Origin of the sequence: Bradyrhizobium cajani (assembly GCF_009759665.1) — a bacterium.
GTDB classification, from domain to species: Bacteria; Pseudomonadota; Alphaproteobacteria; order Rhizobiales; family Xanthobacteraceae; genus Bradyrhizobium; species Bradyrhizobium cajani.
Genome location: NZ_WQNE01000024.1, coordinates 68,305 through 92,595 on the forward strand (window position 1 = coordinate 68,305; position 24,291 = coordinate 92,595).

The window sequence follows — 24,291 nt, forward strand, 5'->3', positions numbered from 1 at the left end:
AATTTACGGACGGAACTAAGGATTGGGCGACAGCGAGGGGGTCCTCGAAGTCGTTCCGTCGAGCACCTCTGGAGTGAGGCTCGCAGAGGCGGATCGAAACGACGTTTCCATCTTGGAGGTTCATCGATGAAACTGACAAAGAGTCTCATCCTCGGTTCTGCGGCAATGTTCGCTGGCGCCGGGGCACAGGCAGCGGATCTGCCCGTCAAGGCCAAGGCGATCGAGTACGTGAAGATCTGTTCGCTGTATGGTGCGGGGTTCTATTACATTCCGGGCACCGATACGTGCATAAAGCTAGGGGGCTACCTGCGTGTCGATACCACGATCAACACGAACGCCGACTTTGAGGGCCAGGCAAACTACCTGAGCGGCGCCCGCAACCGCCTCAGCAACTACTACACGACTCTCGCCCGCCAAGATCTGCAAATCGATACGCGAACCGCGACCGAATACGGCCTTGTCAGAACCTTCTTCGAAGGCCAGTTCACTTGGATTTCAGGCGGCTATGCGGGTGCCGGTACGACTAACGTGAATGGTTCGACCGCCTATGACGGCAGGAATCCCGCAGGAAGCGGTGGCGGCCAGGTTGCCGGGGGTAAGCTCGCCGTCTACTACGCCTTCATCCAGTTCGCCGGGTTCACATTTGGACGGGCAGAATCACAGTTCAGAACGCCTTGGGCCGAGTATCCGGCGAACAACTATGAGCTGCCGGGCAGCGCGGGCTGGGAGCCGGTGAGCCAGGTCACGTATACAGCCGACTTCGGTCAGGGCATTACGGCTTCGGTCTCAGCCCAGGATCAGGTCACTAACTACCAAAGCAACGTCTGGAACGTAAGTGGCGCAACGGCCGCCGGTCTGGCTACAGGCACGTACGGTGCCAACGACATCGGCGGTTCGCGAGCTCCAGACCTAGTCGCCAAGATTCGTGTTGACCAAGCCTGGGGTCTCTTCCAGGCTTCAGTCGCCGCGCATGATAACCATGCTGGTTACTATGGTGCGTCCGAAGTCACCGGCCATCCGAGCGATAAATGGGGCTGGGCAGCTCAGCTGGCCTTGTCGATAAAGAATCTCCCGACTGGCGCGGGTGACTCGATCAACTTGACGGGCGTGTATACGAACGGCGCGAGCCGTTACAATTTCCACGACTTCATGTCGAGCACGTTCGCGGTGTATGGCGGCACGGGCGTGGGAGGTGCTTACCAGAGTCTGGGCCTCGCTGGTGTCTCTGACTCCGTGTTCGTCGCCGGTGCCGACCAGGAGCTGACCACGACCTATGGCTTCAATGGTGGTTACACGCACAACTGGGACCCGTACTGGAACACTTCCATTTTCGGTGGGTGGGCAGCTGTGCGTTACAATAACACGGCGAAGGGATATATCTGCGGAGCCTTCGTTACGACCCTCGCGCTCTCAAGCGGTACTGGTGGCTGCAACCCCGACTTTAACTACGCAGTTGTTGGTACCAAGACGGGCTGGACTCCGGTCAAGGGTCTGACCTTCACGGCAGAGCTCGCGTACATGATGCTCGACCAGAAATACGCCAGCGGAAGCACGGTGACCCTCCCGCTGCAATCGACCATCGCAAAGCCAGCCGCGACTTATGAGCTGAAGGACCAGAACAGCCTCGTGCTGCTCCTCCGCGCTCAGCGCAACTTCTAAGTCCTCTGTAATCCAACGGAAGGAGAGATAACTAACGGCTCTGATGATCTAAAGTTTAACCTCCAAAGAAGGCCCCCGGTATGCCCACCGGGGGCTTTTTCCGCACGTCAGATCCAGTTTTCGAGTCCCGCTCCATGGTCCTGTTGGACTTAAGCGGCAATCGATACGGCCTCGTTTGATCAGCCAAATCGACGAGAGGTTTCCTGAGCTCTCGTGTCAATAATCTCCGATTCTTATGGTCGCGGAATCTCTGCACGCCGCAAGAAGTTCGTAAGCAGCGTATGCCCTTGTTCGGTAAGGACCGATTCCGGATGGAATTGCACGCCATAGGTTGGGTGGCACCGATGTGAGAGTGCCATGATCTCGCCTTCGTCCGAGCGGGCTGTCACCGTGAGATGCGGCGCGCATGCCTCATCAAGCTCAACAATGAGCGAATGGTAGCGTCCAACGCATAGTGGGGATGGAAGCTTGTCGAACAGTCCTTGGCCCTCATGCAACACGTGCGAGGACCGGCCGTGCATGGGACGGCGTGCCCGCGCCACGCGTCCGCCAAATACGCTTCCAATACACTGGTGCCCGAGGCAGATGCCGAGAATTGGGACGCGACCGGAAAGTTCGCGCACAACGGGAATTGATATTCCGGCCTCGAGCGGGGTGCAGGGGCCGGGTGAGATGACTAAGGCGCGAGGCTTGAACCCAACCAGATCGTAAACTCTGACCGCGTCGTTTCGGATAACCTCGGTTTTTTCACCAAGGTTGTGAAAATACCGCGCAATGTTGAAGACGAAGGAGTCGTAGTTGTCGATGATGACAATCAAGATGCAGCCGAGGGTGCGGGGTCAAATGCATCGAAGATTCGCTGCGCCTTGACGAGCGTTTCCTCGTATTCGGCCGCAGGGTCTGACATCGCCGTTATCCCGCTACCTGCATGAAGCACAGCCAGATCGCCGTCGATCATCACCGTTCGTATGGCAATATTCGTGTCCATGCAACCGTTGAAGCCAATGAAGCCGATTGCGCCACAATAGACCTCTCGCGGGAAACGTTCGATTTCGGCGATAATTTCCATCGACCTCACCTTTGGCGCCCCGGTAATTGAGCCGCCGGGGAAACAGGCGCGAAGCAATGCAACGGCATCCTGGTCTGCTGCCAGTTCACCCGTAACAACAGATACGAGGTGGTGCACCGAGGCGTACAATTCCAAACCGCACAACACGGGAACATCGACGGACCGTGGAGTGCAGACTCGCGATAGATCGTTACGAAGGAGGTCGACGATCATTGTGTTTTCGGCACGGTCCTTTTCGGATGTCACCAGGAGTTCAGTGCGGCGCTGGTCTTCTTTCGAATCAGCGGACCGGGCGATTGTGCCCTTGATGGGGCGCGTTTCGACGCGTCGTCGGTCGAGCTTTAAAAACCGTTCTGGTGAGCTCGATGCAATGGTCAGCTTGCCATAGCGCAGCAGGGCCGCAAAGGGCGCCGGATTCAATAACCTCAGCCGGCAGTAGAAGGCAACCGGATCAAATGAGGCTGATAGCCGCGCACTGAAACGCTGCGCAATGTTGGCTTGGAAGACATCTCCAGCCAGAACTAAACCGATGACGCACTGTACCGCCGCAATGTAGCCGTCACGGCTGAAATTGGAGCGCCAAGGTCCTGCCGTGCCCAAATATTCGTCCGGGGTCGCTTTTCGGCCGGCAAGAAGAGCAGCAAACTCATCGGACCGGCGGCGCGCCCGCTCGCTGCGGCGTGCCGGATCCTGCTCCGGCCATCCGGTCGAGACGATCCAGCATCGGTTGTGACGGTGGTCGAAGCTGATGACTACATCGTAGAGATGCAAGATGGATTGTGGCAGACTTAGCCCCGGAATTGTCGGCGCCGGCAATCGCTCCAATGTCCTGTTCAAATCGTAACCCAGGAACCCGGCCGCGCCCCCCTGAAATGGAGGAAGATGGGGACGAAGCTCTTGCGGAAATCTGGCGAGAAGGGTGCGAAGCCCTTCCCATGGATCGCCTTCCAGAGCCGCACGGTTGCAACTCAGCTGCCCGTCCGCGATGACGCAAGTGCCGAACGGGTCGCACGTCAGATATGAGTAGCGACCAAGCAACTCGTGTCCTGCCGCGCTATCGAGAAACGTAAGGTGCGGCCGGTGCGCCAGACCTCGCAGGACCGTGGCAGGATCAATCCACTGCAGTTCGCGAACATGCATCGGGCTATCTGTCAATCACCGGTAGGACGCCCTGCGAGATCCGCTTCGATTGTGATCACCATCCGCCCCCGAAGATCTTCAGATTCTCAGGTTGATCTTCGGGCCAGGCGCACGAAGAGACTAGTGACTGTCTATTTGAGGCCGTTTCCGAAAAACCTGGGCTGGAGGCCGCATCGTAGTCAGCCGCGAACCGCAGCTCCCGGAGTGGCCGGACCCGCTTGATCGACTCTTGGTATAGATTGTGCGCCTTATATGCCGCGAGTTCAGTCTCGTTCTCGAACTCACCGTAGACCACGACGTCAATCTCGTTGCCGAGCTGGTCGGTCTTGCGATTGCGAGCGACCTCGAGCCGGCGTGAATGCGGGATTGTGGTGAGTAAGGACAGACCGTCGACCATTCGGTCGATATGAGCTTCGTCCTTGGCGGTGAACAAGACGATATGACGGATCATGGATTACCGTAGAAGTGAGCTCGGGAAGCAGTTCTTCATAGCTATCTGGAGTTCGTGTCATTCGCAACGTTATCGCCGCATGTTCGCCATTCCGCAAGACAGGTCGGTGTTCGATGTGCAACACTTTGCTGCAACTGAACTCGCCAGACGTTCAAATCAATCAACGATGATCCTGATTGAAGCACGGTCGCCAGCTCGCACCTGTGTTCTCGGCCAGTGGTGATTTCGCAAGGTGCGTCGGCCCTGGCTGGCGAGCAGGAGACCATCGCGACCGCGCCAGCCGTGTCATAGACGTGATTTTGTTCTGTGTCTCGCCAGAGATCGCCAACAAACAAGCAAGCGTTGGGTTCGAGGCGGTGTATTCAGATGAAGCAGTCGGCAACGCTAGCCAAGTCTGCGTGAAATCGCAAGAATTGCCGAATGGTTGCAGGCTTTCTGCGTTGTTGTGTGGCTTTTCGCTCCCTTTACGCGCTGGCTAGCCGTTACAGCTCTCGTGAGCATCAGTTGGGCGGCAAAGGTTGCACGCCTGGAACGCTTTCCCAAAGATCGCGGCCTCGAACGTTCGGCTGGTGCCGATCCGTGAACCGCTACTTCGATCACTGCAGATGGTCTCTATGATCGGCTCGTGGCTCTGGAAGCAAACCTGATGATGGCCGCTATGCAAGTGGAGCGCCACCACGGCGCCAGCGCGCCGGTTCGGACTGATTGGAGGCGCGCCGAGGCTGAAGCGCTTTATGGCTTGCCCTTTGCTGACCTGATCTTTCAGGCGCAGACCGTCCATCGCGGCAACTTCGATCCGAACCGCATCGAAACCGCGAGCCTGCTCAGCATCAAGACCGGTGGTTGCCCTGAAGATTGCGGCTACTGTTCGCAGAGTGCGCACTACGAGACCGGTGTGAAGGCCACTCGGCTGATGGATCGGGCCGATGTTGTTGCCAGCGCGCAGCGCGCCAAGGACGCCGGTGCGACCCGCTTCTGCATGGCCGCAGCCTGGCGCAGTCCCAAAGATCGCGATCTCGATCAGATTTGCGAGATGCTGAGCATGGTTAAAGGTCTCGGCATGGAAACCTGCGTCACGCTCGGCATGCTGACGATGGAGCAGGCCGAGCGGCTCTTCGCCGCCGGCCTCGACTTCTACAATCACAACGTGGATACCTCGCCAGAATTCTACGGCAAGATCATTACCACTCGTACCCTGCAGGATCGCATTGACACACTCGCGCACGTGCGTGAGGCCGGCATCAAAGTCTGCTGCGGCGGCATTATCGGCATGGGCGAGCACGTCGATGATCGCCTGGGAATGCTCCTGCTGCTGGCCAACCTTCCGAACCACCCAGAAAGCGTGCCGCTCAATTTGTGGAATGAAGTCAAGGGTGTGCCCGTCAACGACAGCGCAAGCCCTCACGATCCGATCGCGGTGGTGCGACTGATAGCGACGGCCAGGATCATGATGCCGAAGAGTGTCGTGCGGTTGTCGGCGGGACGGCAGTATATGACGGACGAGTTGCAGGCGCTGTGCTTTTTGGCCGGCGCCAATTCCATCTTCATCGGCGATGTGCTGTTGACGACCAGGAACCCGCAGCGAGACCGGGATGCGAGTTTGCTGCGCCGACTCGGCATCGCGTCGAAGCTGGCTTAGACGAAACGGAAGCAGCCTGCGCGCTGCTCGCAAATCCGGCCTGGATGAGAGATGCAGATTACGGTGATGAAAGGCAGGGTTCATCGCGCAACGGTGACCGAAGCCGATCTCCACTCTGAAGGATCAGTTTCGATCGATCGTGAGCTGTTGGACGCTGCAGGATTTCTGATCAATGAACGGGTAGAAATCTACAACATGGAAACCGGAACGCACTTTTCTACCTATGTAATAGCAGCCCCTCGAGGATCTGGCTCCGTGGACGTGAATGGCGCGGCTGCGCGGCTCGCGCTACCCGGAGACAAGATAACTATAGTTGCATATGCCTCTCTCGATGAGGCGGAGGCTAAAGTCTTTTCACCGCGCGTTGTTGTGGTCGGTCGAGAAAATCGCATCTTGCGAGATTAGAAGCCAAAGGCGGATACGGTACACTCTTGTTCTTGCTGGTGGCCAGAACTCTTGTGCAACAGATCGCCGCGGTACGGGTAAAAGAATGAATTCGATCCATGCAGCAATGCTTGCCGAGTATGCCTCATCCTTGTATGCCCTGAACGAAGATGGCCGGCTGCGCGGCCTGAAGCAGCATGCGGGCATCGATTTCGTATCGAACGATTATCTGGCGCTTGCTAATGCGCCGCGCATGAGAAAGGCCGTTTCTGCTGCGCTGGAGGCCGGCACAACCATCGGAGCTGGCGGATCACGGCTTCTGCGCGGCAATTGTGCAGAACACGAAACTCTCGAAGCGGAGGCGGCTCAGTTTTTTAGGGCCGAGACGGCGCTCTTCTTCGGCGGTGGGTATATGGCGAATTTCTCTGTCCTGACAACGCTACCGCAACGGGGTGATCTGCTCGTTCTCGATTCTCTCGTGCACGCGAGCATTCATGAAGGTGCGCGCGCTGGCCGGGCAGATTTTCGGATAAGCAATCATAACGATCCCGAGTCCGTCGTAGACACGATTCGAGACTGGCGATCGAAGGGCGGAACGGGCCGCATCTGGATCGTGGCCGAGAGCCTGTACAGCATGGATGGGGATTTCGCGCCCCTGGACGACTTGGTCGCAATCGCGGACCGTCATGACGCATTTCTGATGGTGGACGAGGCGCATGCCACTGGTGTTTATGGTGAGCAGGGGCGAGGGCTCACCGCGGCTTATGAGGGGCGCGAGAACCTCCTGACTGTTCATACCTGTGGCAAGGCGCTGGGTGCTGCTGGTGCGCTTGTCACAGCCTCAGTTGTGTTGCGTGATTTCATGATCAATCGCTGCCGCCCCTTTATTTTTGCCACTGCGCATCACCCTTGATGGCTGTTGCCGTGCGGGAGGCACTCTTGATCCTGCAGGAAGAGCCGGAGCGTCAGCAGCGCCTGTGCGAGCTGGTCGCGTTCACTCATCGCGAGATCCGTCAGCGCGGCGAGTGGAGTACTTCGGAATCGCAGATCATCCCCTACATCGTTGGCGATAATGCCAATGCGATGCAGCTCGCCGCAGCACTGCAAAGTCGCGGCTTCGATATCCGTGGAATCCGGCCACCAACCGTGCCGGCGGGAACGGCTCGCTTGCGGATTTCATTGACACTCAATGTAGAGGAGGATGACGTGCGTGCAATGCTGGATGCGCTCCTTGAAGAGACGAGGGGCATGTCTCGATGAGCCGGCGGATCGTGGTGACAGGCACGGATACCGGGATCGGAAAGACCGTATTTTCCGCCGGCCTCGCCGACCTCCTTGGCGCCAGCTATTGGAAGCCAATTCAGGCCGGTCTTGAGGGACAAACCGATTCGGAATCCGTCGCCCGATTGAGCGGTCTATCGCCCGATCGCATCGTTCCAGAGCTTTACCGACTCCGAACGCCAGCCTCGCCGCATCATTCCGCGGAAATCGATGGCGTTCGCATCGACGCGGGCTCGCTGCGCGTGCCGAACACCGGAGCGCGGCCGCTCGTGATTGAGGGCGCCGGCGGGCTGATGGTGCCAGTCAGTGGCGGCACGCTTATTATTGATATTTTTGAGCGATGGCAGCTTCCGGTCGTGCTTTGTACGAGGACGGCCCTTGGGACCATCAATCACTCGCTGCTTTCCATCGAGGCTCTCCGAAAGCGTCAAATCCGCATTCTTGGTATAGCATTCATTGGCGAAAGGAACTCTGCTACGGAGAGCGCAGTTTGCGAGATCGGGCGAGTCCGTTGGCTGGGACGATTACCCTGGATTTGTCCTCTCACGGCAGACACTCTCCGGGCGGCGTTCAAGGAATCGTTCATCGGCGATGATTTCTTGGATTCATGATGCCAAAGAAGAAGTTTCCGATTTGGCACCCGTTCACCCAGCATGCCCTCCAGGGCGAAATAACAAGTGGTGACGGTGCTTATCTTTACACCGCGGATGGCCGCCGCATCATAGACGCAATCTCCTCTTGGTGGGTCGTGACACATGGCCATTGCCATCCCCAAATTGTGAGCGCGATTCAGGAACAGGCAGGCAAGCTTAACCAGATCATTTTTGCCGGTTACACACACGATCCCGCTGAGGAGGTGGCGGAGATGCTTTTGAAGGTCGGCCCCCGCGGCCTCGACCATGTCTTCTTTTCCGACAGTGGTTCGACAAGCGTCGAAGTTGCCCTCAAAATGGCGCTCGGCTATTGGCGCAATATCGGCGAGCGGCGAACGAGCATTGTCGTTCTGCAACATTCTTATCACGGCGACACGATTGGGGCGATGTCGGTCGGTGCCCGCGGCGTATTCAACGCTGCGTACCGTCCCCTTTTGTTTGATGTCATCTCCATCCCGTTCCCTGCGAAAGGTCGCGAGCGAGAGACGCTGAATGCGCTCTACGCCGCATTTCAAGACGAATTTCCGGCGGTTTTAGTTGTGGAGCCTCTGATACTGGGGGCAGGTGGAATGCTGATATACCCAGCCTGGGTACTCAGAGAGATGAAGCGGATCTGCGAGAGCTTTGGCGTCCTGTTCATTGCTGATGAGGTCATGACGGGTTGGGGCCGCACCGGAACACTATTCGCCTGCGAGCAGGCCGACATCACACCTGATATCGCCTGCTATTCGAAGCGTCTCACCGGAGGCGCGCTTCCATTGGCGGTGACACTCTGTCGCGCGGAAATCTTCGAGGCACATTATTCGAAAGACCGTGTGCGGACGTTCTTCCATTCGAGTTCATACACGGCGAATCCGCTAGCCTGCGCCGCCGCAAAAGCCAACCTGGATCTCTGGCAGGATCAGGAATCTTGCAAGCGCGTGACGACGGTTGCAGCAATGCAAGAGCACGCAATCGAGCCATTTCGGGCCGATGCGCGCTTTGAAAACGTTCGTCGCACCGGGACCATCACTGCGCTCGATCTGAAAGCGAGCGATGGTGGCTATCTTGCGAGCATAGGTCCGAAGCTTCAGGCCTTCTTTAGGGACCGGAATCTTTTGCTGCGTCCGCTCGGCAACACGATCTATGTGATGCCGCCTTATTGCGTCGCGGCGGCGGATCTTGATGAAATTTATGGCGCCATTCGCGCTGCCGCTGATGCGGTGACATGACTTGAGCGCGCAAGAACTTATTGCGGAAAGACCACGCATGTCTAATCACTTTCGTGAGGAGTTCTTACAACAGCGCGGACGATTGTGGTCGGTTTGTACGGCCGAAGGCTCTTTGATCATGGCCGGGTTCAAGAACCAGCCGGCCTGCTGCCGCTACCAAGCAGACGGGTCGCTTCTTCTCTGCTGTTCAGCGCGCCAAGTGGTCGCCGCTATCAGCTGTTGTGCGCCAATACGAGCGGAAGAGGCTCCGCCGACAAAATAACGGCTGAGACGTTCCTGCCTGAAAGTTGCGCGTTCACCGGTGTTGCTTTGCGTCCATTCTCTGGTTTTGGGAAGGAAAGAGTCTTCACCTCCACGCGGTCGACAGTTTTCTGTCGGCCAAGTACAAACTACAGGAAACAAAGCATGAGCCACAGCGTAGACCGGCCCTGTGAACGCGTCACCATCCGAGTTCTGCAGCAATGGAAAGAGGAGGGGCGCCGCGTCGTAATGACGACCGCTTATGACGCGGTTTCAGCGCGCATTGCGGATGCAATTGTGGATGTCATTCTTACCGGCGATAGTGTTGGAAACGTCTGCCTTGGTTCGAAAACACGCTGCCGGTCAGCATGGCCATGATGAATCATCACTTGGCGGCGGTTGCGCGCACAAAGCCGCATGCTCTCCTCGTCGCTGACATGCCCTTCCTTAGCTTTCATCTCAGTCCCGCGGAGACGATACGGAACGCCGGAGGCTTCTTGAAGCGCGGCGCCGACGCCGTAAAGCTGGAAGGCGGTGCCAAGCGTGCTGAGATGGTGCGTGCCTTGGTGGATTGCGAGATTCCCGTGATGGGCTATCTTGGCCTCACCCCGCAAAGCGTCAATGTCATAGGCGGATTCAAGGTGCAGGGCCGGAAAACCGATGATGCCTTACGTCTGCTCGAGGACGCGCACCGCCTACAGGAAGCCGGCCGCTTCGCGTTGGTCCTTGAAGGCATTCCGGCGGAGCTCGCTGCACGAGCGACTGAATCTCTGACGATACCGACTATCGGTATCGGGGCGGGCCCCAATTGCTCCGGTCAGGTGCTCGTACTCCATGACGTTCTTGGTCTGATCGAAGGTCATCATCCGAAATTTGTTCGTGCCTATGCAAATGGTTTCCAGCTGCTGCGGGAGGCGCTAGCGTGCTGGGCGGCGGATGTCCGCAGCAGTGGATTTCCGGCACCACAGGAGTCCTACCTGCTTCCAGATGGACTGCGCGACGCGATAGCAAACTGGGTGCCTTCCGATTCAATCTGAGGTCAAGCTCAAGATTCAAACACTTAGTACGGTCGTTGATCTGCGTCACGTTCTGGCAAACGCCCGCAAGGCCGGTAAACGTATCGGTTTCGTGCCGACGATGGGTTACCCTGCACGATGGTCACTCGGCGCTAGTTGAGGCGAGCCGGGCGCGGAGCGATCTCACAGTCGTAAGCATATTCGTCAATCCAACTCAATTCGGAGCGAATGAGGATCTCAACGCCTATCCGCGGGACTTCTTGCGCGACGAAAAGCTATGCCGTAACGCTGGGGTTTCAATCGTCTTCGCACCGGATGCACGAGAGGTCTATCATCCATCTCGATTTGAGACCTTTATCGAGCCGGGCGAGCTTGCGAACCAGTTGTGCGGAGCTTTCAGGCCTGGGCACTTTGGCGGCGTTGCGACTGTGGTCTGCAAGCTGTTCAATATGGTACAGCCGGACGTCGCCCTTTTCGGCCAAAAGGATTTTCAGCAGTGCGCTGTCGTGCGCCGCATGACAGCTGATCTCAATCTTCCAATCGAGATTGTCACTATCCCAACTGTTCGAGACCCTGACGGACTCGCGATGAGCAGCCGCAATAAGTATCTCTCTGCGGAAGAACGCGGGCGAGCCCTTGCTATCAGCCGCGGTCTGTTCGCTGCAGGGGATGAGTTTCGCTCGGGAGGGCGCGATGTCGGGAAGCTGATTGCGATCGCAAAGAGGCATTTTGAAACCGTTGATCGACTGCAGTACCTTGAGCTGGTCGACGCCGATACACTCAAGGGCGCCGAGAGCCCTCTGCGGCGCCCAGCGGCGCTGTTTGCTGCAGCGTACGTTGGTTCAACACGGCTGATTGATAATGTGATACTGCAGTTGCCTGCCTATCATGTCGCACACCCGAACGACCGAAGTTGCCTAGGGAAGGATGTGGTCGGCCTCTCCCTGCTTGATGCCTGCGTCCATCTAGCAGACCCTACGCAAAGCCACGGCGTGACCGGGCAAGCGTTAAGTGGCCCAGCCATTCGACGGATCGCTGGCTGTCTACGGAAGCCGATGTGAACAGCGGCGGAGCGATTGGCTGTTGGGCGGGACGAAACGATGCGACCCTAGGAGGCAAAATCTTCCTCGTTATCGGCGACGCCCTCGCTCTTGAGGAGTCGTCGGCTCATGCGACATCGTGCATTCTCAGCGCCCCGCCGCAGATTTCAGGCTAGCGGCCGATGCCTCTGCGCCTAACCTGAAAAGTCCACCTCGTTTTGCAGAATTTCCCTAACTCTTGGCCGGATTGTGAGTTTTTGTACATCGGCAGCCCCTTACGATCTCATCAGAAGGACGCGCACAATAGTACTGCGTCGTGTGGAGAGGGCGAACGGATGGCCGAGCTGAATGAACAGCAATGGAAGAAGTGTGGCTACTCTCTCGATGGCCGGGTCGCGCTGGTGACTGGAGCGGCCGGAGGGCTTGGGAAAGCGATCGTGGCCGAGCTGCGCGAGCGCGGTGCAAGGGCGAAAAGCAGTGCATCCTCGTGCTGATCGGTACGAAACCGGAAGACCGCAAGGAACTGGTCGGCTTCACCGATGGTGCCCGCGAGAGCGCGCACGACTGGATCTGCTGCTCGATCTGAAGCGGCGCGGGCTCGACGTGCCGCCGCGGCTCGTCATCGCCGATGTCGCACTCGGCTTCTGGAAAGCCGCCGGCGAGGTCTGGCCGAAAACGCGCGAGCAACGCTGCTGGCTGCACAAGACTGCAAACGTGCTCGCCAAGCTACCGAAAGAGCCAGCAGCCGAAAGCCAAGCGCGCGTTGCAGGAGATCTGGAATTGCTGCTTCGTCGATCGGGAAGCAACCGCGGGTCGTGATGATCTTGCGCAAGACTGCGATGCAACGCCTCGACCGCATTGGTGGTGTAGATCACTTTGCGGATGCATTTTGTTGAGGCTCGGCAATGGTCATTGCTTTCCGCCTGCTCGCCGATTGGATGGCCAGCTTCTTCAGAAAGGCGTCGTGAGTTCCGGAACTTTGTTGCTTTTTCACAACGCCTTCTTGGAACGACCCAATCCGTGCATAACAGTGCTCGTATTCTTCTCGGGCACAGTGATGCGAGAACCGTGAATCAGTCTCCGGCCCGGACGGCTCAGACCGAAGGAAAGACTTGCCGCGTCATCGACATCCTAAATGGTCCACCGTGAAGAATGCAGATCCACCTGAAAGATAGACAGAATTTGTCTCGGTAAAGTATTCGATTTTGCAGGAAAGCTGGGTGTTGTACCTGGCTTTCTTGCGTTTTGGGATTTTGCTCTTGAGCGATTCGTGATTCCCTGACGGCGTCGTCGACATTGGGGAATGCGATGAGCAAACCGCGGGATGATCGTCAGAAAGACCTGCTGCTTCCGGCGCTGGATCAGATCATCGACATGGGTCATCCGCTGGTTCGGTTGGCGGCGCTGATCGACTGGAAGTTTCTGGATGAGCGCTTTGGTTCGGTGTGCCAGGCGGGGTCGGGGCAGCCTGGCCTGCCGACGCGGCTTGTCGCCGGCCTGTTCATTCTGAAGCACATGCACAACCTGTCGGATGAGGTGCTGTGCGCCCGCTGGATCGAGAATCCCTACTACCAATACTTCTGCGGCGAATTGAGCTTCTGCCACCGGCTGCCGTTCGATCGATCGTCGATGACACGCTGGCGTCATCGGCTCGGGGAGGAGCAACTCGTCGCGCTAATCCAGGAAAGTCTGTCGGTGGCGCACAAGACTGGCGCGATCGGCGCCAAGGACCTGGAGCGGGTGGTGGTCGATACCACAGTGCAGCCCAAGGCCGTTGCGCATCCGACCGATGCACGGCTGATGCATCGGGCCATCATCAAGCTCGTCGGGCTCGCCAAGCGCAACCGTGTGCCGCTGCGCCAGAGCTATCTGCGCCTGGCCAAGCGCGCCGCCATCATGGTCGGCCGCTATACCCACGCCCACCAGTTCAAACGCGCCCGGCGCCAGCTCAAGTTTCTGCGGACACGGCTTGGCCGGATCATCCGCGACATCCGCCGCAAGATTGATGGCGATTCGGTGCTGGAAGCGCGGTTCGGCCCGCTGCTCGGTTTAGCGCAGCAGGTGCGCAGCCAGGATCAGCATCAGCGCGGTCCGAAGGTCTATGCGTTACATGCCCCTGAGGTCGAGTGCATCGGCAAGGGGAAAGCCCGCGCGCCTTACGAGTTCGGGTGCAAGGTCAGTATTGCCACCCCTGTGACGCCTCCGAAGGGCGGGCAGTTCGTGTTCCATGCCAAGGCGCTGCATGGCAATCCCTTCGACGGGCACACGCTCGGCCCTGTGATCACCGATATGGAGAAGCTCACCGGCGTGGAGGCCCGCCGCATCCACGTCGACAAAGGGTACCGCGGCCACAACCACCCGCATCGGTTCAGGGTCTGGATCTCGGGTCAGGTCCGCCGCGTTACGGCTGCCATCCGGCGCGAGATGAAACGTCGCGCGGCTGTCGAGCCTGTCATCGGCCACGTCAAGGCCGAGCACCGCATGGACCGCAACTATCTCAAAGGCCGCGCTGGTGACCGCATCAACGCTGTTCTCGCCGCAGCCGGATACAACTTCGGACTGCTGCTGCGATGGCTCGCAGGACTCTTACGTGCCATCATCCTGGCGCTTGCCCCGGCTCAAAAGATCGCTTGAAACGCCATTCGGCCGCGTTCTTCACGGGGGACTAAATGGTCGGCAGATGAGCGCGCATCGGCCAACGCCTCGCGCCACCGCGCCTTCTGTAGCCGGTTCACGATGAAGCCCGATTTTTTGCGCATCATGAGCGGGTGCATGACCGGCGATCGGCGGACTTTCGCCGCTCGCTCCAGCAGCGCGGGTCCGGGCAGCACCCTCCACGCACTTCTATCAGCGGCAACAGGTAGACGGAATTGAGGGCTGACCAACAAGTACACGCGCCAGGCTGCTTCGCCTTTGCCGGCCGCAGCGAGGGAAATCCGATATTGAGGAACAGATCACGGTTGCCGGGCTGGAGTCGGCAATCATATGCTACTTGAGCTCGAGAAGCTCGGGAGCAGAATCCTGTACGAACTCTACATCGCGAACCGCCTCCTCCGCTCTGTAATCGCGGCATTGCGTACCGGTTGAGCTGTCTGGGAACGGTCGAATACCATCGGAGGAGCAATCCTCTTCCCTACTCCACGATGAAAGCCTGCGGCATCAGCGCGCATTCGGCGGATATGGGCGCCTCTGCCGCCAATCTTGCAATTTTTCTTCGTCGTTCCCATGGAAGGTATAGGCCGGTTCAACGCCTGACTAGTTCTGCCGCTCAATAGGTCGTCATGACAACGCTCCCCGATATTATGACCGCGATTGAGATCAGTCGCCCTGGTGGCCCCGAGGTGTTGGTCCCGACTAACCGTCCCGTGCCAAAGCCGCAACGGGGCGAGGTCCTGATCCGGGTCGTTGCGGCGGGCATCAATCGTCCCGATTGTTGGCAGCGCCAAGGCGGCTATTCGGCTCCGCCTGGCTCGTCTGACCTGCCTGGCCTCGAAGTCGCGGGAGAGATTGTTGCCGTGGGGCCTGCGGGTCTAAACTCCACCCTGCTTGGTCGCGCTCCTTGGAAGGTTGGCGATAGAGTCACCGCGCTGCTGGCCGGCGGCGGCTATGCCGAATACGTCTGCACCCCCGGTGTGCAGTGTCTGCCAATTCCCGGGCGACTGACCTTAGTCGAAGCGGCCGCGCTTCCGGAAACATTCTTCACTGTCTGGACTAATGTCTTCGATCGTGGCCGTCTAAAAGCGGGTGAAGTCGCGCTGATCCACGGCGGCTCAAGCGGCATTGGCACGACTGCGATCCAACTCGCGCGTGCCTTTGGCGCGCGGGCATTCGTCACCGCCGGCAGCGACGAGAAGTGCAAAGCGTGCGCCGCGCTCGGCGCCGAGCGCGCCATAAATTACCGAAACGAGGATTTCGTCGAGGTGGTGAAGCAGACGGCGGGCGGCGCCGATGTGGTGCTCGACATGGTGGGCGGCCCTTACGTCTCGCGCAATTTGGCGGTGCTTAACACTGAAGGAAGATTGGTACAGATTAATACTGAGCAAGGCGGTAAAGTCGAGTTTGACCTTAACCTAGTCATGCGCAAACGGCTCTTCGTTACCGGCTCCACCTTGCGGCCACGCACGCCGGAGCAGAAGGCTAAGATCGCCACCGCATTACTTGCACAAGTCTGGCCCCTAATAGCCGACGGCAGAGTGAAGCCGCTAATCCATAAAACGTTTCCACTCAATGAAGCGTCCAGCGCACATGCTCTGATGGAATCAAGTGAGCACATCGGAAAGATTGTGCTCACTATTTAGCGGGAAAGCGGCGTCTTCCTGTACGGTGCAAATTGATCATCAAGCAAGAGCAATCGACGGTCACTGCGCCCCGTGCTGGAAGCGATATTGCCATAGTCTATGATTATCTAGCACTCAAAGCAGGGTGAAATTATCGAAAAACGCGAGCGTCCACCCTGTGCGCGAACAAGCCTGAACGAAAAGGCTTCATGTCGGTAATAACCGCTTCAGCTTTCATGGTATATGGGATTGGCCTTTGAGGTAGGAGCATCCGTCTCGTATGAACTTCAAACGCACGATGAGGAAGGCAGGATATCGAGCCAGAAAGAAACTGCCCTTCCTCAGGTCCTTAGTGAAGCGGCAAATTTCTTAAGCAATCCGCCAGATAGGACGCTGCCTCGAAAGGACAGCTCACGAGGCTGCTATCGATCGAAGTCACCGCCTGTTGGACACTGTGAAAAGAAAGGACAGATGGCCGACTTCATGAACTACGAACAGCAATCCCGAGCACGCGGATGGTCACTTAAGGGGAGAGTTGCGCTCGTAACCGGGGCGGCAGGCGGACTTGGAAAAGCCATTGTAGCCGAACTGCGCCAACGCGGGGCTAACGTGCACGGCGTTGATGTCTCTGGTGAGGACTTGTTCCACGTCGATCTTTCCACTCCGAGTGGGAACCGGGATATGGTCGCGCATGTACTTGCAACCGCAGGGCGACTCGACATCCTCGTTTTGAACGCTGGATGTCAGTTTCTCGCGCCGCTCGCTCAGTTTCCAGACGCCGAATGGGAGCGTCTCAGATCTGTGATGCTGGATGCACCTTTTTACGCGCTAAAGGCTGCATGGCCAGCTTTGACAAGCTCGCGGGGTGGCAGGGTCATTGTCACGGCATCGGTCTCCAGTTTTAGCGCGACGCCCAAAAAGGCTGCATACACTGCTGCAAAGCATGGCGTTCTTGGTCTCGTCCGCGTTGCAGCTTTGGAAGGAGCTGCGCATGGCCTTACCGTGAATGCAGTCGCGCCGGGCTGGATGGATACCGGATTAATGCGCGGTCAAGTCGAGGCTCAGGCGGCAAGCCGGGGCTTAAGCGCCGACCAGGTCATCGCGCAGTTTCGAGCGTGGCAACCGGGTGACCGGTTCATCGAGGTTAATGAGGTCGCTGCGGTCATTGGTTTTCTTGCGAGTCCCTCTGCTTCCGGAGTCAATGGGGAGTGCGTCACCATCGATCTTGGTGCAAGTGTCGGCTGACCAAAATGAGCGATATACCCGAGAGTGCTATCACCGTTGCCCATTCACGATGAGAAACAAAACGAGCGCAACTCATGAGACACACGAGGCGAGAGACGCCGAGAGGCAATACCTAAGCGTGTGCTAGGAATAGTGCGCTTTGCAGCGCGCGCCTCGTGCCGGCGACTTCTTTGCCGAGGCAGTGCCAATGCACACAGCGCTAAACTAGCCAAACTCACGTCTCGGACACCCCTACCATCATCTGTTTGCGACACAGCTTGTAAACTGCACAAACGGTCGCCCGGAGGACTATAAAGTGATAGCAACGCAATGCGCGCCCCTTCCTCTCTTCGGCGTCAAGGTTGTCGATCTCGGCCAGTACATTGCCGGGCCGGCAGTGGCGATGATCCTCGCAGATCTTGGGGCCACCGTCGTGCATGTCGACCCGCCGTCTGGGCCTCTATGGGACAGTCCGGCGAATGCGACCCTTAATCGAAACAAGCTGATCGTATCAATCGATTTGAAAACCGATACGGGCTTACTGCAAGCGCAGACTCTTATTAGTGAAGCTGACATCGTAATTGAGAACTTCCGTCCAGGTGTGCTGCGCCGTCTCGGGGTCGACTTCGCAGCCCTACGCGAGGTGCGGCCGGACCTGATCACGGTATCAATTCCCGGCTTTGCATCTAATGACGAATTGCGTCGCGAGTGGCGCGCGTTCGAAGCGGTGATCGAGGCTTCTTCCGGCGTTTTTGCGGATATGGGGCTAAGCCGCGTGCTGATGGGCCTCAATCCATCATTCTCGCCACTACCCTTGGCATCCGCCTATGGCACTATGCTGGCCGTGTCGGCCGTTGTCTTGGCGCTCCAAGCGCGGGAGCGCACCGGGTCCGGCGATCAAATCGAGGTACCTCTTGCATCTGCTGTTATGGAGGGCCTCGCGTACAACTCTATCGCCATTAACAACCTTCCGCTCCGCTACAAATCCGCACGCGAGCGCGAGATAGAGCGACGGAGTGAAGCGGGCTTGCCCATGGATCTCTCTTATGGCTCCTCGCAGCAGTTGCTTTCTCCATTTAGTCGCAATTACAAATGCAAGGATGGGCGCTGGTTCTATCTATTCTGTTCCACGAGCCACAAGCGTCATGCCCGGCGTTGTTTGCAAGTTCTGGGGCTCTACAATAACCTTGTCGCAGAGGGGCTTGCGGACGAAGAAGATATCTATCTGCCTATTCGCGATTGGCAGTCCAGCGTCTCGCTGGCATCGTTGCCGAATGCATGGGTCAACAAAATAGCCGACCGGATGACGACCATATTCATGACCCGGACCGCAAAGGAATGGGAGCGCATTTTCGGGAAAGCAGGCATACCCGGTGCCCCTCAGCGTTGGTTACAGGAATGGATCAGCGATGATCACGCTGAATGCGGGGGGCTGATGATTGAGGTCGACGATCCAGTGTATGGTCCGATGACTCAGCCCGGACCTGTAGTGTGGCTGCAGGAAAGCGGGGAAGCGATGCTCAACCCGGCGGGGCGTAAATGGGTCTCCTTCGACCAAGCGGTTGCCGCGCTCTCGGCTTTGCCTAGCCGGTCGTGGCGGCCGGCAAAGTCGTCCGCCGGATGGCTCGACGGCGTGCGGATTCTGGACCTGTGCAATGTGATAGCTGGCCCGCATTCGGCATTCTATCTCGCTCGTTTCGGCGCTGAGATTATTAAGATCGACCCGGTGACGCCGCTTTACGATCCATTGTGCACAGTCATTTACGGATTGACGCATATGCGCGGCAAGCGCTCAGCTTTGATAGATATTGCCTCTTCGGGTGGCCGGGAGATCTTCGCCAAGCTGGTGAAGTCCGTTGATGTCGTGATTTGGAATGCAACCGATCGCCAGGTTAAACGTATGGGCCTCAATCTGGACGGCCTGAAGTCGCTCAATGCGGACGCAATTTTCTGCCAGCTTGATTCCTTTGGTGGCGTTCGTCACGGCCCACGCAGCGACTATCTCGGCTACGAAAACACAATCCAGGCAACCACCGGAATCATGTTGAGGTCCGGAGGCGACCCGGAGACGACCGAGGAATACGCGCACGTCGGTACACTCGACGTCATGGGCGGCTTTGCTGCGGCGCTAGGTGTTGCTGTTGCGCTTTATCAAAAGGCCAAGACCGGCCGGACGGGCCGGGCCAGGACTTCGCTCTCCGCACTCTCCGGTCTCTTGCAGATCCCATTTTGCTATGACTATGCAGGGCGCGCACCGTTCGATGAGCCATCTGGTTTGAATGCTAAGGGTTACGGCGCGCTAATCCGTCTATATGAGACGGCCTCCGACCGGAGCCTCTTGCTCAATGCTCTCGAAAGCGATCTCCCTCGATTCGCTGGTGTTGAAGGGCTTCGAGACCTCGCCAATGTACCAAAAGAGGAGCGATCTGCGTTCCTTGAGGCCGCTTTTCGGAGAGGATCCGCAGAGGAATGGTTCCGCAGGCTCAGCGCAGTCGATATTGGTGCTGCAATCTGTGAGAGTGTCGCTGCAACACGGTCAGCAAATTCGAGGCCTGGCGACGATGTTCCGGGGCTTAGACAGGGCAGCTATTCCTTCTCAACATTCCGAAATCACCCCAGCGGGCATATCGTTACGCAGGTTGATCCTTGCGCAATCCGCACGACTCATGGAACAATCTGTACGCTTCCCCCAGCGGAAAAATATGGTGCCTCGACCCGGGAAATTTTGCGGCAGTTGCGGTACGCAGAAGCTGACATTGACGCGTTGCTAAGCATGGGCGCCATAGGAGAAAGCTGGAGCAAAGAGTATTTGCCTAGCTAAGGCACCTGCTACTCGCTTTGGCCCCGTATTGATCCCAAGCTCGCGCTGATGGAGGGGCAAGCGGCCACGCGAGCAGATGCAAGCCAAGATCAAGCATACTCGCCAAAATCTCTGCGTCGCGATTGTCTATGTGACGCATGAGCAAGTCGAGGCGCTGACCATGTCGGCCCGCATTGCATTGTCTAAATTGTTTAACGACGTGCTAACGAAACAGGTACCACGCCCGCCGAGCTTTACAATCGGCCACAAAACGCCTCCTGGGCCTAAGACGCCGAAGATCAGCTCGTCCGCATCGTTCGGGAGGCGTCTGTGTTCCCGATGATCCCGTGAAGGTGACTTCGCAATGGCCAGGGCAAGGCGGATTACCGGCCTGACAGCGGACTGTTCGGGGGCTACCGCGACCGGTGGGCTGTGGAAAACTAGAGCCGACTACTACCCTCCGTGTCATCATTTCAAGGAAAACCAGCAGCGGAGCCGTTGTGTGACGAAAGCGGACGGAATTCCTTATTTCCTTGCCGATGAACGAAAGCGGCGTTCGAAGCCGTTGTTTTGTAAATCGACGGCGCTTCCTCCCCCATTTCCGCGGAAATACGTGTGCCTCCCGTTGTTATCCTTTCGGATGCACAATGAGGAGCTCAAGTAGTTGCTGAACAGCAACGGCAAGCCGCGGACGGCGACGGTGCCACACGCGACAGAGCATACCAGATAGGGGAGGGAACGAATGAAAAAGGTGGATGTCCGTACTAATGCGCCCGGACTCGACGAGCATTTCCGACGCGGCGCATCGCGCCGCGAAGTTATCAGCATGCTGATGGCGGCTGGCATGTCAACTGCCGCCGCCGGGGCCGTTACGATGTCGGCCGATACCGCCTACGCACAAACACCGCGCCGGGGCGGCAGGATCAAGGTAGCCACAAACCAGAGCTCCACCGCAGACACGCTCGACCCAGCAAAGCCTAACACTCCAAACGATAGTGCGCGTCACACGATGTTCTACAATGGGCTGGTGCGATTCGATAGCACCCTGACGCCCCAGCTTGAGCTCGCCGAAGAAATTACGCCGAGCGATCGAGCAACGATATGGCACATCAAGTTGCGCCAAGATGTGCGTTTCCACGACGGCTCCTCGTTGACTGCTGCTGACGTTGTATACTCTCTGCAGCGCCATAAAGATCCGGCCGTCGGCTCTCTCGGGCGCAGCCTCGCCGAGCCGATGCAAGAGATCAGCGCCACAGGGCCGCGCGAGGTGCGCGTCCGGCTTTCCGGGCCCAACGCCGACTTACCCGCCGTCCTCGGTATGTCGAATTTCTCGATCATCAAGGCTGGCACAACCGACTTCCGCTCGGCAAATGGCACCGGCCCCTACAAGTGCCAGGAATTTCAGCCAGGCGGCCGCTCCATCGCCTTGCGTAACGACGAGTACTTCAAGCGAGGCAAGCCTTATCTCGACGAGATCGAGCTTTTTGGCATCCCGGACGAGTCGGCGCGCGTCAATGCGCTGCTCTCGGGAGACGTTCATTTTATTGGCGCGGTGGGCGCGCGCACAGCGCAGCGCATCGCTTCGGCTCCGAATCTTGCCCTATTCGAAACCAGGGGTGGAGGCTACCTCAGCTTCGGTATTCGTCTCGATCAAGAACCCGGCTCGAATCCTGACTTCGTGCTGGCGGTCAAGCACCTCTTGGACCGTGAGCAGATCCGCCGTGCAGTCTATCGCAATTATGCCGTCATCGCAAACGACCAGCCGATCGATCCGACTAACCGCTTCTACGATCCAAGCCTGCCCCAACGCCCGTTTGACCTTGAGAAGGCGCGTTTCCACCTGCAGCGCTCTGGCTTTGCGAACCAGACATTGCCGATCGTCGTCTCCCCGGCAGCCGGAGGCTCAGAGGAGGTCGCGCAGTTCCTACAGCAGGCCGCCGCGCGGATCGGCCTCAACTTCAACCTTCAGCGCGTTCCGGCCGACGGCTATTGGTCGAACCACTGGATGAAACATCCGCTTGGCTTCGGCCGCATTAATCCGAAACCAAGCGCAGATGTCCTGTTCTCGCTTGGCTTCAAGTCGGATTCGCCATTCAATGAGAGCGGCTGGCGCAACGAGCGTTTCGACCAGCTGCTTCTCGAGGCCCGCGCCGAAACCGATACCGACAGACGTCGCGAGATGTACGGCGAAATGCAGCGCCTCGTGCACCGGGGCTCCGGCGTATGCATCCCAGCGTTCGTCACTATTCTAGACGCGCACGTGAGCAATCTGAAGGGTTTGAGCCCAATACCGATCGGCGGCATGATGGGGTATAATTTCGCCGATAGTATTTGGCTGGACCAATGAGCGTTGCCACAACCGCCCCTAAGTGGTGCGTTTTGGGGAGGAGACCATGAATACGGCCGTGGTCCGTCTCATCGCGGGCAGGATCGTGATTGCGATCCTGACGCTCCTTTTCGTCTCGCTGGCGGTGTTCGTCGGCACGGAGATCCTGCCCGGAGACGTCGCTCAGGCGGTGCTTGGGCAGAACGCCACACCGGAGGCAGTCGCCGGCTTACGACACGCTCTGCACCTCGATCAGCCTGCCTATATCCGCTACTTTCTCTGGCTTGGCAGCTTGCTGTCTGGCGACCCAGGCCGGTCGCTCGTCAACGGTTTGCCGGTCGCGACGCTGATCGCGAGCCGCTTGCCGAACTCGCTGATGCTCGCTTTCGTGACGGCGGTCATATGCGTACCGATTGCGCTGATGCTCGGCATCCTCTCCGCGGTCTGGCGTGGCAGCCGTTTCGACCGTGCAGTTAGCTTCGTCACCATGTCCATCATCTCAGTTCCGGAATTCATGATCGCAACCCTGCTCGTGATTGTCTTCGCGGTGAATCTACGCTGGTTTCCAGCCCTGTCCTATGCAGCGGGGAAGGTCTCGCTTGATCAGTTCTTTCGATTGTTCGCGCTGCCGGTGCTAACGCTAACATGCGTGATGATCGCGCAGATGATGCGCATGACGCGCGCGGCAGTGATCGACACGCTGCGCTCGTCCTATGTCGAGATGGCGGTGTTGAAGGGCGCCAGCCCGATCCGCGTTGTGCTGACCCACGCCTTGCCGAATGCGATCGGTCCAATCGCCAATATCGTCGCTCTGAACCTGTCTTTCCTTCTCGGCGGTGCAATCATTGTCGAGGTCATCTTCAACTATCCGGGGTTGGCACGACTGTTGGTCGATGCGGTCTCGACTCGCGACATGCCGCTCGTCCAAGCCTGCGTGATGATCTTCTGCGCGACTTATCTCTTTCTCGTTATGCTCGCTGACATCAGCGGTATCCTCTCGAATCCAAGGCTTCGTCACCGATGAAAAATGATCAAACGATCACGGTTATCGACACGTCCCCTCCGCGTCGCCTGCGCCTGCCGGTCGCCGGCATGGTCGGAGCCGGGATCATCGGCTTTTGGATTCTGATCGCGATCATCGGGCCTTACATCGCCCCGCATGAGGTCGGCGCGCTGGTCGACGATGACCTGTTCGGGCACATGCGGTGGTCGCTGCCGCTCGGCAGTGATTATCTCGGGAGAGATGTGCTGAGTCGTATCCTCGTTGGGGCGCGCTACTCGATCGGCGCCGCGGGCGCGGCGACATTCCTTGCCATCCTGATGGGCGGTACGCTCGGCATGTTGGCGGCCGTCTCACGCGGCGCGATCGACATGGCGCTGAGCCGCTTCTTCGACGCGCTTATCTCGATCCCTAGCAAGATGTCTGCGCTCGTCGTTATCGCCGCCCTCGGCTCCTCAATTCCGGTGCTGATCAGCACCGCCGCGGTTATCTACACTCCTGGTGCCTTCCGCATCTGGCGCGCGCTCGCGGTCAACGTGAACGAGCTCGACTTTGTTGAGGTCGCGCGCGCGCGGGGGGAGGGCACTCACTACCTTATCCGCGAAGAGATCCTGCCGAATATTGCCGGGCCGGTGCTGACTGATTTCGGTCTGCGCTTCGTCTTCGCCGTACTGCTGCTGTCGAGCCTCTCGTTCCTTGGTCTCGGCGTGCAGCCGCCGAACGCTGACTGGGGCTCGCTCGTGCGCGAAAATATTGATGGACTTGCAGGCGGCGCCCCGGCCGTCGTCATGCCGGCGGCTGCAATCGCGACCCTGACCATCGGCGTCAGCCTACTGATCGACAACTTGCCGGGGCGCTGGTCCTCGACCGGGGAGCACTGA

At 58.4% G+C, this 24,291-nt stretch carries 16 protein-coding genes and 4 pseudogenes; 17 read left to right on the forward strand and 3 right to left on the reverse strand.

The genetic code is table 11. The annotated features are described in order from the left end of the window. The first annotated feature begins 126 nt into the window (after positions 1-126). On the forward strand, positions 127-1,659 hold the full coding sequence (locus GPL20_RS25600; RefSeq protein WP_157332838.1) for a porin: 1,533 nt from the start codon (positions 127-129) through the stop codon (positions 1,657-1,659). 233 nt (positions 1,660-1,892) lie between these two features. On the opposite strand, the gene GPL20_RS25605 is transcribed toward GPL20_RS25600, so the two are convergent. Genes GPL20_RS25605 through GPL20_RS25615 form a run of 3 tightly spaced genes read right to left on the reverse strand, consistent with a single transcriptional unit; the run spans position 1,893 to position 4,319 of the window. Further along, on the reverse strand, positions 1,893-2,477 hold the full coding sequence (locus tag GPL20_RS25605; protein WP_157332840.1) for an anthranilate synthase component II: 585 nt from the start codon (positions 2,475-2,477) through the stop codon (positions 1,893-1,895). Then, a complete protein-coding gene (gene pabB, locus GPL20_RS25610; protein WP_205751204.1) occupies positions 2,474-3,868 on the reverse strand; it encodes an aminodeoxychorismate synthase component I in 1,395 nt (464 codons plus the stop codon). Before pabB ends, GPL20_RS25605 begins: the two co-directional genes overlap by 4 nt. A 55-nt stretch (positions 3,869-3,923) precedes the next feature. Beyond that, the gene (locus GPL20_RS25615) at positions 3,924-4,319 is read right to left on the reverse strand and encodes a Dabb family protein (RefSeq protein ID WP_157332844.1); all 396 of its coding nucleotides are present in this window, start codon (positions 4,317-4,319) and stop codon (positions 3,924-3,926) included. A 646-nt stretch (positions 4,320-4,965) separates the two neighbouring features. Between GPL20_RS25615 and bioB the strand changes: the two genes are divergently transcribed. The 16 genes and pseudogenes from bioB (at position 4,966) to GPL20_RS25695 (ending at position 24,291) form a co-directional block, all read left to right on the forward strand. Then, on the forward strand, positions 4,966-5,958 hold the full coding sequence (bioB, locus tag GPL20_RS25620; protein ID WP_157332914.1) for a biotin synthase BioB: 993 nt from the start codon (positions 4,966-4,968) through the stop codon (positions 5,956-5,958). Positions 5,959-6,009: 51 nt separating this feature from the next. Next, complete coding sequence (gene panD, locus GPL20_RS25625) at positions 6,010-6,363, forward strand: aspartate 1-decarboxylase (protein WP_157332846.1); 354 nt, start codon at positions 6,010-6,012, stop codon at positions 6,361-6,363. A gap of 232 nt (positions 6,364-6,595) precedes the next feature. Continuing rightward, positions 6,596-7,602 (forward strand): annotated as a pseudogene (locus GPL20_RS25630) (8-amino-7-oxononanoate synthase). Further along, complete coding sequence (bioD, locus tag GPL20_RS25635; protein WP_157332848.1) at positions 7,599-8,234, forward strand: dethiobiotin synthase; 636 nt, start codon at positions 7,599-7,601, stop codon at positions 8,232-8,234. Before GPL20_RS25630 ends, bioD begins: the two are co-directional and overlap by 4 nt. After that, the gene (locus GPL20_RS25640) at positions 8,231-9,487 is read left to right on the forward strand and encodes an adenosylmethionine--8-amino-7-oxononanoate transaminase (protein ID WP_157332849.1); all 1,257 of its coding nucleotides are present in this window, start codon (positions 8,231-8,233) and stop codon (positions 9,485-9,487) included. Before bioD ends, GPL20_RS25640 begins: the two co-directional genes overlap by 4 nt. Before the next feature lie 405 nt (positions 9,488-9,892). Continuing rightward, positions 9,893-10,764 (forward strand): annotated as a pseudogene (gene panB / locus GPL20_RS25645) (3-methyl-2-oxobutanoate hydroxymethyltransferase). Positions 10,765-10,777: 13 nt separating this feature from the next. Beyond that, positions 10,778-11,615: pseudogene (panC, locus tag GPL20_RS25650) on the forward strand (pantoate--beta-alanine ligase); the annotation flags it as partial. 503 nt (positions 11,616-12,118) lie between these two features. Further along, positions 12,119-12,277, forward strand: coding sequence for a hypothetical protein (locus tag GPL20_RS25655; protein ID WP_246250974.1), 159 nt, complete (start codon positions 12,119-12,121; stop codon positions 12,275-12,277). Further along, a pseudogene (locus tag GPL20_RS25660) lies at positions 12,235-12,561 on the forward strand (transposase); the annotation flags it as partial. The gene GPL20_RS25655 and the pseudogene GPL20_RS25660, both read left to right, overlap by 43 nt. Before the next feature lie 530 nt (positions 12,562-13,091). Continuing rightward, complete coding sequence (locus tag GPL20_RS25665) at positions 13,092-14,417, forward strand: IS5 family transposase (RefSeq protein ID WP_157332852.1); 1,326 nt, start codon at positions 13,092-13,094, stop codon at positions 14,415-14,417. Between the two features lie 647 nt (positions 14,418-15,064). Then, entirely contained in the window at positions 15,065-16,081 is a 1,017-nt protein-coding gene (locus GPL20_RS25670; RefSeq protein ID WP_157332853.1) for an NAD(P)H-quinone oxidoreductase, read from the forward strand. A 450-nt stretch (positions 16,082-16,531) separates the two neighbouring features. Further along, positions 16,532-17,305 carry an SDR family oxidoreductase gene (locus GPL20_RS25675; protein ID WP_246250937.1) on the forward strand — a complete coding sequence of 258 codons (774 nt, stop codon included), beginning with the start codon at positions 16,532-16,534 and terminating at the stop codon, positions 17,303-17,305. Between the two features lie 295 nt (positions 17,306-17,600). Then, positions 17,601-20,105: a CoA transferase gene (locus GPL20_RS25680; protein ID WP_254125806.1), complete on the forward strand. Its 2,505-nt coding sequence runs from the start codon at positions 17,601-17,603 to the stop codon at positions 20,103-20,105. 721 nt (positions 20,106-20,826) lie between these two features. Then, complete coding sequence (locus tag GPL20_RS25685; protein WP_157332855.1) at positions 20,827-22,431, forward strand: ABC transporter substrate-binding protein; 1,605 nt, start codon at positions 20,827-20,829, stop codon at positions 22,429-22,431. A 46-nt stretch (positions 22,432-22,477) separates the two neighbouring features. Continuing rightward, positions 22,478-23,434, forward strand: coding sequence for an ABC transporter permease (locus GPL20_RS25690; protein WP_157332857.1), 957 nt, complete (start codon positions 22,478-22,480; stop codon positions 23,432-23,434). Next, entirely contained in the window at positions 23,431-24,291 is an 861-nt protein-coding gene (locus GPL20_RS25695) for an ABC transporter permease (RefSeq protein WP_157332859.1), read from the forward strand. The genes GPL20_RS25690 and GPL20_RS25695 overlap by 4 nt, the downstream gene beginning before the upstream one ends.